Raw genomic sequence first — 13,347 nt, 5'->3', positions numbered from 1 at the left:
CTGAATTTTCTAAGTAAATAAGGCTACCTTATATTTTTACTCATTAAAAAAGGCTGCCAAATGGCAACCTTCTCTTCTTACATTACATAAATTCAGCAACAAGTTCATCAAACATTTTCTGATCCATATTTAAATCAGATTGCACTAAAGGCTTCTCACTATAGCCTTTTACTAGTTCTTGGTATGAAGGTTGCGCTGTATTTTGATAAATTAAACCTGTTACTAATCCGTTATTTTCCATTAATGTTTGCATAGCCATCATGCGATTAGACGGATCATATCCCTCTACTGTACTTAGTTTTTTTAAATTCTCTTTAAACCAATCGTAAGTATTTACTTTATTGTAAGTAACACATGGGCTGAACACGTTAATTAATGAAAATCCTTTATGATTAATACCAGCTTCAATAATTTGTGTTAATTCTTTTAAATCACTTGAAAAGCTTTGCGCCACAAATGTTGCACCAGCTGTTAAAGCCATTTCCATAACATTTAGCGACGGTTCAATTGAACCTTGTGGTGTACTTTTCGTTTTGAATCCAGCTTCACTACGTGGTGAAGTTTGCCCTTTTGTTAATCCGTAAATTTGGTTATCCATTACGATGTACGTAATGTCAATGTTACGACGAATAGAATGGATCGTATGTCCCATACCAATCGCAAATCCATCACCGTCACCACCTGATGCGATAACTGTTAAATCACGGTTTGCCATTTTCACACCTTGCGCAATTGGAAGGGCACGACCATGAATACTATGCACACCATATGAATTAATATATCCTGAAATACGACCTGAACAGCCGATACCAGAAATAACAGCAAGTTCATCTGGATTTAGGCCAACGTTAGCTGCCGCACGTTGAATTGCAGCTTGCACTGAGAAGTCTCCGCAACCTGGGCACCAGTTTGGTTTTACACTGTTACGAAAGTCCTTAAATGTTGCCATTTAATACAACCCCTTTTTTGCATTCGTTGTAAATCTCTTTCGGCAAGAATGGGTTTCCATCATATTTTAAAAGACTAGAAATTTTCTCACCGTTACCAAGATTCATTTTCATAATGTTAGCAAGTTGGCCTGTTGCATTGTTTTCTACCACTACAACACGCTTCGCATTTTTCACAAGTGGATCGATTTCAGCTGTTGGGAACGGATGAATTAAACGCACATGAGCATGGTTTACTTTCATACCCTCTTGTTCTAAGCGCTCCATTGCTTCTTCGATCGCACCACGAGTTGAGTTAAATCCAACAAGCAATACGTCTGCTTCTTCATGCTTAACATTTTTATAAACAGGGGTATTAAACTTCAAGTTCTCCATTTTACGGAAACGTTTGTCCATTTGATCTTTACGGTTTATAGCTGATTCAGATGGTTTACCAGTTTCATCATGTTCTACACCTGTAACATGGTGAACACCATTTTTCATACCAGGTAAAACACGTGGTGAAACACCATCTTCTGTTACTTCATAACGCTTGAAGTATGCTTTATTTTCACGTTCTGGTAATTCCGCTTCTAAATCAAGCTTACCGCGACGAATTTCCACTTTATCTAACTTAAGTGGTTCTACTGTCTGTTTCCCTAAAGAAAGCTGTAAATCTGTTAAGAAAATAACAGGTACTTGATATTCTTCAGATAAGTTAAACGCTTCTACAATATCATAGAAAGCTTCTTCCACTGTACTTGGCGCCATTACGATTTTTGGAATTTCACCGTGCGTACCGTAAATCATTGCCATTAAATCAGACTGCTCTTGTTTCGTTGGTAATCCTGTACTTGGGCCACCGCGTTGTGTATCAACAATTACTAATGGCGTTTCTGTAATACCTGCTAAACCGATTGCTTCCATCATTAAAGATAGACCTGGACCAGCAGACGCAGTTAATGTACGAACACCAGCATAGTTTGCACCGATTGCCATTGTACAAGCTGCGATTTCATCCTCAGTTTGGATTACTGTTCCGCCGACTTTTGGCAATTTTTTAATTAAGTATTCCATAATTTCTGATGCAGGTGTAATTGGATATGCAGACATAAAGCGAGCACCACCAGCTACTGCACCAAATGCAATTGCATCGTTCCCAATCATAAACATGCGTTTCTGACCATCAGCTTTTTCAAGCTGCATCATGTTTACTTTTTCACCTAGTAACTCTTTCATATATTGAGAGCCGCGCTTAATTGCGTCCATGTTCTTTTGAACGACTTGCTCTCCTTTACGACCAAAGATCTCTTCAACAACATCTAAATAAGCTGTTTCATCTAATCCTAATACCGCACTTGACGCTCCAACAGCAACCATGTTTTTCATTAATGATGTGCCTAATTCTGAAGCAATATCTGTAAACGGTATCACATATAGATTTACATCTGTATTGTCAGGTATTGTCGGATTAAATTTCGCATCTGCAACTACAATCCCACCTGGACGTAATTCGTGGAAGTTAAAATCAATTGTTTCTTGATCAAAAGCAATTAAAATATCTAAATCATCTGAGATCGCGCGTACTTCTGTTGTACTTACACGAATTTTATTATTTGTATGGCCGCCTTTTATACGTGATGAGAAGTGGCGGTAACCGTATAGGTAATATCCTAATCGGTTTAATGCAATACAGAAGATTTCTCCTGTACTTTCAATTCCTTCACCTTGTTGGCCTCCAACTTTCCATGAAAGTTGACTAATCATCTCCTACACCCCTTTTGGCTGCATTCATTGTAGTGTATTTTTTTACAGTAATAGTTTAGCATTTTTTATGCAAATAAACTACAATGGACGCAAATTATGCCTCTTCTGATTTCCCTGAATCTTTAGTATAAAGCTATTTTGTTTTTCATTCTAGTATTAGGTCTTAAAAAAAGCAATAATATCAAATGAATTAATTCTAATTTTTCTGGATTTTTAAAACAAAAATTTTAAAAGCTTATATGTTCAACAAAATTATCATATAAAAATCGCTCTACAGTAGATGCAGCATAGTGTTTACAAAGCTCGTTCATTACATTTTCATAATCTCCATACGCTGATACATTTACAACTGTTTCTACTATCCCATCAAAATCCGAACCAAACCCTATATTGTTCTCTCCACCTAATGAACAAATATATTCGATATGTCTTATTATATCTGTTATATTCGCTTGTTTTTCACTTGTTAGGAACTGTGGTACAAAAGTGACACCGATTATGCCATTTCGCTTTATAAGAACTTTAAGTTGTTCATCATTTAAATTACGTGGGTGCTGACAAAGTTTCCTACAATTTGAGTGGGAAGCAATTGGATTTCTTGCAATTTCAATCACATCCCAAAAACTTCTTTCATTCAAATGAGACACATCAGTCCATACATGTAACGCATTCAGTTCTTGTACAACATGTTTACCAAAAGTCGTTAAACCTGCCCCACGCGTCTCTAGTGCACCATCAGCTAATAAATTGGCATAATTCCATGTTAATCCAAAAGAACGTACTCCTAGGCGATAAAACAACCGTAATTTCATTTCATCTTTTCCAAGTGCCTCGCATCCTTCTAGTGTTAATATTGCTCCAATCTCGTTCTGTTTTAACATGTTAATATCATCTTTTGTCCGAATAAACTTTACACCCGGTAGTGATAAAATTTCATTATAAAAAATATCTACCATTTGTAATGCCACTTCAAATCGTTTTTCATACGCCACTATTTCTGGAACATATATAGCAAAACATTGTATACTTCTTTTTCTTCTCTTTAACTGTTCAAACGTAATATGTAATTGCGAATCATGTTTAAAATCTTTTTTCCCCTTCGCATTCCATAACTGAAAGAGTACATCACAATGGGCATCAAAAATTTTCATTTTCATTCCTCCATTATAAAAACAACCTGTTTGCATACTGCAAACAGGTTGTTTAAACTTAACGAGGTTCTACAATTAATTTTATTGCTGTACGCTCTTCCCCATCAATCATAATATCCGTAAACGCTGGGATACAAATCAGGTCCAAACCACTAGGCGCTACAAATCCTCTTGCAATTGCTACTGCCTTTACCGCTTGGTTCAATGCACCTGCACCAATGGCTTGAATTTCTGCTGTTCCGCGTTCGCGAATAACACCTGCAAGTGCACCAGCTACAGAATTAGGGACCGACGTTGCTTTAACTTTTAATATTTCCATTCCGCGTTTCCTCCTCGTTTCTATAAAAAGTATTAGCAATTATTTCACTTTAACTTATATTCACGAGGAATGACACGTATTCCTGCTAAATTTCTGTAATTTTTCTAAAAAATTAAAAAATAATAACTTATCTAAATTTTAACAGGGATTACTCAAAAAATGGTTGATCATCATTAATTAAGATACGCTCAATTTTCTTAGCTTTTCCTGTATTAGGATCCACATCAATTAGCACTGCGCTTAATTGTGTTCTACCATTTGTCACTTCAAATCGTACTGGTAAGTTTGTTAAAAACTTCTTCAATACTGCTTCTCGGTCCATGCCTAAAATTCCATCGTACGGTCCTGTCATACCAACATCTGTGATATATGCCGTTCCGCTTGGTAAAATGCGATTATCTGCTGTAGGGACATGCGTATGTGTACCTACTACCGCTGTAGCACGACCATCTACATACCAACCTAACGCTTGTTTTTCACTTGTAGTTTCCGCATGGAAATCAACAAAAATAATATTCGTACGTTTTTTCGCAATGTTAATTAATTCATCCACTTTACGGAATGGACAATCAATTGGAGGCAGGAATGTACGTCCTTGTAAGTTAATAACTGCAACTTCTGTTCCATTACAGTTCACAAAAATAAGCCCTTTTCCTGGAGTTCCTTCTGGGAAGTTAGCCGGTCTTGCAAGATATTTTGCGTCATCAATAAATTCAAATACTTCACGGTTATCCCAAGCGTGATTTCCAAGTGTAACCGCTTGTGCTCCGCATTCTAAAAAGTTTCGGTATATTTTTTCCGTAATTCCGCGTCCACCTGCTGCATTTTCTCCATTAATAATGGTTACTGTAGGTGTATATTTCTTCTTTAGTGCCGGTACGTATTGTTGAATCATGCCTCTACCAGGAGATCCTACTACATCCCCAACAAATAATATTCTCATATGTCTTACCCTTCCTATGTACTACATTTTTTATTACTATAGCTTCAAGTAATTACCTTACAATATATTTATTATAAGTTTGTTTCACTTGTATGCTAGGTATAACTAATTTCCTTTATTTTAACCAATTCCAACACAAAAAAATAAAGTGGTGTTTCACCACTTTATTTTGCGTATTCCACTGCACGTGTTTCACGAATAACAGTTACTTTAATATGTCCTGGGTAATCCAGTTCATTTTCAATACGTTTTCGAATATCACGAGCTAAACGATGAGCTTCTAAATCATCAATTGTATCTGGTTTTACCAGAATACGAACTTCTCGTCCTGCTTGAATTGCGAAAGATTTTTCTACGCCTTCATAAGACTCTGAAATCTCTTCTAACTTTTCAAGACGACGAATATAGTTCTCAAGTGTCTCACTACGAGCTCCAGGTCTTGCAGCTGATAATGCATCTGCTGCTGCAACTAAAACTGCAATGATAGAAGTTGGTTCTGTATCCCCATGGTGAGATGCAATACTGTTTATAACTACAGGATGCTCTTTATATTTTGTTGCGAGTTCGACACCAATTTCAACGTGGCTACCTTCTACTTCATGGTCAATCGCTTTCCCGATATCATGTAATAGACCAGCACGTCTTGCTAGTTTTTCATCCTCACCAAGCTCTGCCGCCATAAGTCCAGTTAAATATGCAACTTCCATAGAATGTTTTAAGACGTTTTGTCCGTAACTTGTACGGTATTTTAAACGACCTAAAATCTTAATTAAATCTGGATGTAATCCGTGAACACCCACTTCAAACGTTGTTTGCTCTCCGACTTCGCGAATATACTCGTCCACTTCACGTCTTGATTTTTCGACCATCTCTTCAATACGCGCTGGGTGAATACGTCCGTCCTGTACCAGTTTATCAAGAGCGATACGAGCTGTTTCACGACGAATTGGGTCGAATCCAGAAAGGATAACCGCTTCTGGTGTATCATCGATAATTAGGTCAATACCTGTTAACGTTTCTAACGTACGAATATTTCGACCTTCACGTCCGATAATACGTCCCTTCATTTCGTCATTTGGAAGATTTACAACCGAAACGGTTGTTTCAGCAACATGATCAGCTGCACATCTTTGCATTGCAAGAGATAAAATCTCTTTTGCTTTTTTATCCGCTTCTTCTTTCGCACGAACTTCACTTTCTTTTACCATTACGGCAATTTCATGAGAAACTTCACTTTCTACTTTACCAAGAATAATTGCTTTCGCTTGTTCGCGTGTCAGATTGGAAATGCGCTCTAATTCTGTTTGTTGCTTTTGAACTAACTCTCCCACTTTGCTTTCCAACTCTTCAATCTGTTGTTGTCTCGCTACAAGAGAATCCTCTTTCTTTTCTAACTGTAGCTCGCGTTTATCGAGCGTTTCGTCTTTACGATCAAGGTTCTCTTCTTTTTGCATTAAACGATTTTCTTGTTTTTGTAATTCGCTTCTACGGTCACGAATTTCTAATTCAGCTTCTGTACGAAGTGTATGAATTTCATCCTTTGCTTCTAAAAGCGCTTCTTTCTTAAGTGCTTCAGCCTCACGATTCGCTTCGTCTAGAATACGTTTCGCTTCATTGGCTGCACCATTAATCTTCGCTTCAGCAATAGACTTTCGAACAAAAAAGCCAACAACTGCACCGACTGTTGCAAGCAAAATGGAGATGAGTATCCAAACTGTACTACTCATGATTTCACCTCCCCTTGCTATGAATGAAAAAAGACTGTCGGCATGTACATTGAATACCAACATACAGCAAAGACCGTCGTCCCGCTTTTTTAAGGGACTTTCTTCATTTCACAATTAAAATGTCATATTATTATTTCGGCAAGATTTAAGTCTTACTCCGAATATTACTTCTCTTCTTGAGAAGAGTGTTTCGTATATAAGAAAAAATATACATTCTCATTGTATCTATCGCAATTTTCATTGTCAAGCGTTGTCTACTTTTACTTTCTTTACCTTCAGCTTTAATTTATATAGGAATGTAAAAAGCAGAGAGCATATTATCCTGGAAAACCTTAGTAAATTCCAGTTTATTCATGTAAAACGCGCATATATCTCTTTTTATATATAATCTTTTAGGTAGATTAAATATTTTATCTCCAACGATATACAACGCTTTCATGATGATACAAAAATAAAAGACACGAAGCCGTGTCTTTTACTTTTAATCGAGAAGACTTGGATCTTCCATACCTTCAGCACCTGAATCTTCGCTAATTCCGTGATGCTCACGAATAAAGAAGGCAATTTCTTCTCTTAAATCCGTATTTTCTTTTAAGAACTGCTTCGAATTTTCACGACCTTGTCCTAAGCGTTCTTCATTATAAGAGTACCAAGCACCGCTCTTTTGAACGATATCAAGTTCAGAAGCCATATCCAAGATTTCACCTTCTCTTGAAATACCTTCTCCGTACATAATATCAACTTCCGCAACACGGAATGGTGGTGCCACTTTATTTTTAACTACTTTTACTTTTGTTTTATTACCAACGATGTCGTTACCTTGTTTTAATTGCTCCGCACGACGCACTTCAAGACGAACAGTTGAATAGAATTTCAACGCACGACCACCTGGAGTTGTTTCTGGGTTTCCGAACATAACCCCAACTTTTTCACGAATTTGGTTAATAAAGATTGCGATTGTTTTTGATTTATTGATTGCACCTGATAACTTACGAAGTGCTTGAGACATTAGACGAGCTTGTAAACCTACGTGTGAGTCACCCATGTCTCCTTCAATCTCAGCTTTTGGTACAAGAGCTGCTACAGAGTCAATTACGATAATATCAACCGCACCACTTCGTACAAGTGCTTCTGCGATTTCTAAACCTTGCTCCCCTGTATCAGGTTGTGATAATAGTAATTCATCGATGTTAACACCTAATTTTTGTGCATATACAGGATCCATTGCATGCTCCGCATCGATGAATGCTGCTTGTCCACCTTGACGCTGTACCTCTGCAATTGCATGTAATGAAACTGTTGTTTTACCTGAACTCTCAGGTCCATAAATCTCGATAATACGGCCGCGTGGGTATCCGCCTACCCCTAATGCCACATCAAGTGCTAAAGAACCACTAGAAACTGTAGAAACTCTACGCTCCGCTTGTTCTCCTAATTTCATAATTGAACCTTTACCGAATTGCTTCTCTATTTGTTTTAACGCCATATCTAATGCCGCTTGACGATCACTCATTCAAAATTCCTCCTTAACTGAATTGCTAATCTTATTATACCTATTTTCAATTCAATTTGCCAACAAAAATCGAACATTTATTCGATTTTTTTATTTTCCATTAAATAAAACTGCATTTAACCATTAAAAAAAGCTAGAAGAGACTTATATCTCTTCTAGCTTTTTATACAAATGATAAAACCCATATTTTGCTGAGCGTTCCCTAATTTGTTGACGACTTCCGCTTAAGTTTAGAGGAAAGACTACAGTTGGTTCATCTTTAATCGCCAATCCAACAAATACTGTTCCCGGCTCTTTATGTTCTGAAGCATCTGGTCCTGCTACCCCAGTGAAACTAATTCCGATATCCGCTTTTAATAATTCTTTAACATTTTCAGCAAGATAACGAGCACATTCTTTACTAACTGCACCGTCAGTAGACAACACTTCCTCAGGTACATGTAATACATGTTGCTTCACATCATTATGATAACAAATGACACCGCCTTTAAATACGGAAGACACACCAGCACTTTCTGTTACTTGATTCCCGAAGAGACCACCTGTTAAACTTTCCGCACACGCTAAAGTTAATCCTTTTTTCTTCAATAACTCTATCGCCTTATAATGCAGAAACTCTTGGTCATACCCGTAGAAGAACTCTCCTACTCTTTCTAAAATCAAATCTTCCACATGCTGAATGAGTTTCTCTGCTTCATCAACATTTTGATGTTTGGCAGTTAAACGTAATGTCACTTCTCCATCATTCGCAAGCGGGGCGATTGTCGGGTTCGTTTGTCCATCAATTAAATCTTGAACTTTCACCTCTAATTGAGATTCCCCAATTCCGAAGAAGCGCAGCACGCGAGAATAAATGTTTTCTCCTGTTGTAAAGTTACGTAAAAAAGGCTCTACATAACTTACATACATTGGCTTCATCTCTTTCGGTGGTCCTGGTAATAAAATGTAAACTTTTCCGTTCTTATTTAAACCCATACCAGGTGCCATACCGTGATCATTCGCAAATACAGTTGCCCCATTCAAAACGAGTGCCTGCTTTTTATTATTTTCAGTGAACTCACGACCTGTACGCTTAAAATAATCACTTATTAATGCTAATGCATTTTCGTCATATACAAGCTCTTCCCCTAAGCTAGACGCAATTGTTTCCTTCGTCAAATCATCTTTTGTCGGGCCTAATCCACCTGTAAAAATAAGCATGTCCGCACGCTCTTCTGCAACTTCAATCGCCTGCTGTAATCGTTTGTTATTATCTCCAACTACAGTATGGTAGTACACATTAATACCAATTGAAGCTAACTTTTCAGATAAAAACTGGGCGTTTGTATTTGCAATTTGTCCAAGTAATAATTCTGTTCCAACCGCAATAATTTCAGCATTCATCCCAATTCCCCCATAAACTTCTATTTTGAGTTTACAAAAGCAGCTCTATTTTTCCAGAAATAATCCCATCCTGAAATAATAGTAAAAATTAATGCAATCCATATGAAGATATCAGCAACTGGAATATGGATTAAATTTAAAGGTACATCATGTAATAAGTATGCCGCAATCGCGATGATTTGTGTCCATGTCTTAATTTTCCCTAGTTGATTTGCCGCAACTACTTCCCCTGTTCCAGCAAGCACAAGACGTAGACCAGTTACCGCAAACTCACGGCTTATAATAATAATAACGATCCAAGCTGGTACGTATTGCATCTCAACTAACGTGATAAGTGCCGCTGAAACAAGTAATTTATCAGCTAACGGGTCAAGGAACTTCCCTAAATTCGTTACAAGATTATACTTTCTTGCGTAATGTCCATCAATCCAATCTGTAGCCGAAGCAACAATAAAGATAAGCGCTCCTACTAAATGCTGAATTGGTAAATCAACATCACCAATTGTATATGACCCCCAATCAAAGGGTGCTAACATAATTACCATAAAAATTGGAATTAAGCAGATTCTAGATATTGTAATTTTATTTGGTAAATTCACAGCTATTCCTCCATCATATCAAAAACATTTGTTCATTGAAAAAAGTCATCGAAGCGATGACTGTTATTGTGCAGGTTGCTCTATCCCTAGATTTTTAATCAAGAATTTTTGATGATAATTCTCTTCTGGATTCAACGGGAATGTAACGACTTGGCCATTTAATTTAAATTCAACATTCGGTGCACTTCCTATATTAAGGTTTACCACTTTCGCTGTTGATAAATCATATTTTTGAGTTTGGCCTTCCTCTATTGTTCCACTAAAGATATCATTTCCTGCCTCATTTTTAATACCTACATAACTTGCGCCTTTTGTTGTAATTTCTAGTTCTAACGTTTTATTATTATGAATTTCCAAAGTGGATTCCTTACCAGTTGTCCCAATTACTTTGATTTCTTGTTGTCCCGTTTGTTGCGCTGGTTGTTCTTCTTTCTTTGGCTCTTCTTTTTTCGGTTCTTCTTTTTTCGGCTCTTCCGCTTTCACTTCATCTTTCTTCGTATCTAACGGCGAGTTTTCCGCTTTTTTAACTTCAATTTTCTCACTTTGAGCATTCGGAACTTTCTCATCACTTTTTCCAGTTAACGCTTGGAAAACAAACCAAATTACCACTCCAACTGCGATTACTAAAAGCGCAACTAAGATTTTTGGCATGTGATCTGCAATTGGCCATGATGATGATTTTTGCATTGTTTCTTGTGTTTTTTGTCCAGTTGAAACTTGCGGAACGTCTCGTTTTTCAGATTGTGGTATCGTACTCTGATATTCTACAAGCAGTTCTTCTCCATTTAATCCAACCGCATCTGCGTATTGTTTAATGAATGCACGCGCATAAAAAGTCCCTGGCAATACATCATAATTACCTTCCTCAATCGCTACTAAATGACGTTTTTGAATTTTTGTAATCTCATGCAGCTGATCAATAGACAAGCCTTTCGTTCCTCTTGCTTCTTTCAGCTTTTGTCCTAATTCTGTCACTACTAACACCTCAATATTTCTTTAAAAGTCAAACATAGAGAAATTATTTTGCGTACCTTGCTCAATTTCATCTACTAAATTATATTGAATTTCTTCATCATAATCGTTACGCAACTCAATAATATAATCAAAATCATCCAACGTGTATTCTGACTGACTCACAAATACGTCAGGATGTTCCACAACTTTTGTTGCAGGCAATCTCATAATTTCACGAACAAGCTGCCAATGCCTTTCGTTAGCACGCTTTGTTGACACGATTCCATCTAAGATGAAAATATTGTCGTCGCTATACTCATCTTCAATCAATTGACTACGAACAGTTTGCTTAATAAGAGTAGATGATACAAATAACCATCTTTTATTTGCACAAACACTTGCGGCAACAATGGATTCTGTTTTTCCGACACGAGGCATTCCTCGTATCCCGATTAGTTTATGACCTTCTTTTTTCATTATTTCAGCCATAAAGTCTACAAGTAATCCTAATTCATCACGCACAAAACGAAATGTTTTCTTATCATCTGCATCTCGTTGTATGTACCTACCATGTCTAACCGCTAGCTTATCTCTTAGCTTTGGCGGACGATATTTCGTTACCGTTATATTATCCATCGTATTTAAAATTGATTCAAGTCTAGAGATTTGCTCTTGATTATCACACATAAGGAGTAATCCACGCCTTGCGTTATCTACACCATTAATTGTGACAATATTAATGCCGAGCATACCGATTAACGAAGAAACGTCACCAAGCAAGCCAGGTCGGTTTTTATGTATTTCATATTCAAAATACCATTCAATCATCCAAGATCACTCCCCTTGCTTACTTTACACCTACGTACTATATTATATGATTTCACCTTAATAGGGAAGCTAAATGTATAATCTATCCTGCGTTATTATTATACAAAAAAAATAGAGAGGAGATTCTCCTCTCTATTTTTTACTTATGCTGTACAAACTTTACCATTAAGTTTGCGATTGTATGTTGCTCTTGTTCGTCAGCAACTTTCCAAAGCTCAGCTAATAGTTTCTCTTGATCGTTGCGTGCTTCTACTTCATTTGCTAAATAGTCACCAACACGAAATGCCATATCTGATACAGCACCACCATCAAGACCTTTCCCTTGCGCCTGTTCTAAACGTTCTCCTAAAAAGCTCTTCCATTGATCAAAATTATCTAAAACTGACATGTGTAAGCACCTCACTACTTAGTATTAGAATCATGCTTAATTTGTACAGTTTTTCATTTTTTATGTAAGAAATTTTTAGCAATGCCAACCGCCGTTCACTCCGATAATTTGTCCCGTTATATAAGATGCACCTGAAGAGACAAGAAATGACACTGTTTTTGCTACTTCTTCTGGCAATCCCAGCCTACCTAACGGAATCTCTTCTGCAATTTCATTCTTATCCTCTTCTGAAAATACGTTTAACATTTCCGTTTCAATTGCTCCTGGCGCCACCGCGTTCACTCTTATTCCACTTAATGAAACTTCTTTTGCTAAAGCTTTCACATATGAATTTTGCGCACCTTTTACCATCGAGTAAAGCACTTCACATGATGCGCCAATTTGTCCCCATATAGACGATACAAGTACAATATTACCGCTTCTCCGCTGAATCATTGAAGGCAGTGCCATTGATAATAATTTATAGATACTCTTCACTTGAAGTTCTACCATATCATTCAATTCATCGTTCGTTACATCTGTTACGAGTCCAAATATACTCTTCCCAGCTGCATATACGATAACATCAAGAGGATGTTCAATTTGTTTCCACAATTGCTCTGCCCCATCAGTAGAAGCTAAATTCGCTTGAACAGGAATTACTTCACCCCATTCTTTCTGTAACTCATTCACTTTCTCTTCACTGTTATTATAATGAACATATACTGTATATCCATCTTGAATTAATTGTTTCGAAATAGCAGAGCCAATCCCTCCGCTTCCTCCAGTTACTAATGCATACTTTTTCATACAATTCCTCTCTTATCTCAAAAAATCTTTTCCCCACAAATAAATAATACCCTCATCTTA

At 37.0% G+C, this 13,347-nt stretch carries 13 protein-coding genes; all 13 read right to left on the bottom strand.

The features are described 5' to 3' along the window. Nucleotides 1-82: 82 nt before the first annotated feature. The gene (locus tag ACTFRS_RS16650) at nucleotides 83-949 is read right to left on the bottom strand and encodes a 2-oxoacid:ferredoxin oxidoreductase subunit beta (RefSeq protein ID WP_139867011.1); all 867 of its coding nucleotides are present in this window, start codon (nucleotides 947-949) and stop codon (nucleotides 83-85) included. Continuing rightward, the gene (locus ACTFRS_RS16645; protein WP_000625421.1) at nucleotides 936-2,693 is read right to left on the bottom strand and encodes a 2-oxoacid:acceptor oxidoreductase subunit alpha; all 1,758 of its coding nucleotides are present in this window, start codon (nucleotides 2,691-2,693) and stop codon (nucleotides 936-938) included. Before ACTFRS_RS16645 ends, ACTFRS_RS16650 begins: the two co-directional genes overlap by 14 nt. A gap of 227 nt (nucleotides 2,694-2,920) precedes the next feature. Continuing rightward, nucleotides 2,921-3,844, bottom strand: a complete 924-nt coding sequence (locus ACTFRS_RS16640) for a dipeptidase (RefSeq protein ID WP_440024662.1) — start codon at nucleotides 3,842-3,844, stop codon at nucleotides 2,921-2,923. 58 nt (nucleotides 3,845-3,902) lie between these two features. Next, nucleotides 3,903-4,163: a stage V sporulation protein SpoVS gene (spoVS, locus tag ACTFRS_RS16635; RefSeq protein WP_000404341.1), complete on the bottom strand. Its 261-nt coding sequence runs from the start codon at nucleotides 4,161-4,163 to the stop codon at nucleotides 3,903-3,905. A gap of 148 nt (nucleotides 4,164-4,311) precedes the next feature. Then, complete coding sequence (locus ACTFRS_RS16630; RefSeq protein ID WP_001221095.1) at nucleotides 4,312-5,106, bottom strand: TIGR00282 family metallophosphoesterase; 795 nt, start codon at nucleotides 5,104-5,106, stop codon at nucleotides 4,312-4,314. 164 nt (nucleotides 5,107-5,270) lie between these two features. Continuing rightward, nucleotides 5,271-6,833: a ribonuclease Y gene (gene rny, locus ACTFRS_RS16625; RefSeq protein ID WP_000099773.1), complete on the bottom strand. Its 1,563-nt coding sequence runs from the start codon at nucleotides 6,831-6,833 to the stop codon at nucleotides 5,271-5,273. A gap of 481 nt (nucleotides 6,834-7,314) precedes the next feature. Continuing rightward, nucleotides 7,315-8,346 (bottom strand): recombinase RecA, encoded by a 1,032-nt coding sequence (recA, locus tag ACTFRS_RS16620; protein WP_001976711.1) that lies wholly within the window; start codon nucleotides 8,344-8,346, stop codon nucleotides 7,315-7,317. 144 nt (nucleotides 8,347-8,490) lie between these two features. Continuing rightward, nucleotides 8,491-9,729, bottom strand: a complete 1,239-nt coding sequence (gene cinA / locus ACTFRS_RS16615) for a competence/damage-inducible protein CinA (RefSeq protein WP_139867007.1) — start codon at nucleotides 9,727-9,729, stop codon at nucleotides 8,491-8,493. Between the two features lie 20 nt (nucleotides 9,730-9,749). After that, nucleotides 9,750-10,328 (bottom strand): CDP-diacylglycerol--glycerol-3-phosphate 3-phosphatidyltransferase, encoded by a 579-nt coding sequence (gene pgsA, locus ACTFRS_RS16610; protein ID WP_440024664.1) that lies wholly within the window; start codon nucleotides 10,326-10,328, stop codon nucleotides 9,750-9,752. Nucleotides 10,329-10,391: 63 nt separating this feature from the next. Beyond that, nucleotides 10,392-11,303 (bottom strand): helix-turn-helix domain-containing protein, encoded by a 912-nt coding sequence (locus tag ACTFRS_RS16605; protein ID WP_139867005.1) that lies wholly within the window; start codon nucleotides 11,301-11,303, stop codon nucleotides 10,392-10,394. 21 nt (nucleotides 11,304-11,324) lie between these two features. Beyond that, the gene (locus ACTFRS_RS16600; RefSeq protein ID WP_000574107.1) at nucleotides 11,325-12,110 is read right to left on the bottom strand and encodes a DUF3388 domain-containing protein; all 786 of its coding nucleotides are present in this window, start codon (nucleotides 12,108-12,110) and stop codon (nucleotides 11,325-11,327) included. 139 nt (nucleotides 12,111-12,249) lie between these two features. Beyond that, nucleotides 12,250-12,498, bottom strand: coding sequence for a DUF3243 domain-containing protein (locus ACTFRS_RS16595; RefSeq protein ID WP_000114454.1), 249 nt, complete (start codon nucleotides 12,496-12,498; stop codon nucleotides 12,250-12,252). A 75-nt stretch (nucleotides 12,499-12,573) separates the two neighbouring features. After that, a complete protein-coding gene (gene ymfI / locus ACTFRS_RS16590; protein ID WP_139867003.1) occupies nucleotides 12,574-13,287 on the bottom strand; it encodes an elongation factor P 5-aminopentanone reductase in 714 nt (237 codons plus the stop codon). Between the last annotated feature and the right edge of the window lie 60 nt (nucleotides 13,288-13,347).

Source organism: Bacillus cereus group sp. MYBK139-1 (assembly GCF_051916915.1).
In the GTDB taxonomy this organism is placed as follows: domain Bacteria; phylum Bacillota; class Bacilli; order Bacillales; family Bacillaceae_G; genus Bacillus_A; species Bacillus_A pacificus.
Note: the sequence above shows the minus strand (reverse complement) of the source record. Positions and strands in the feature narration are given on the sequence as shown.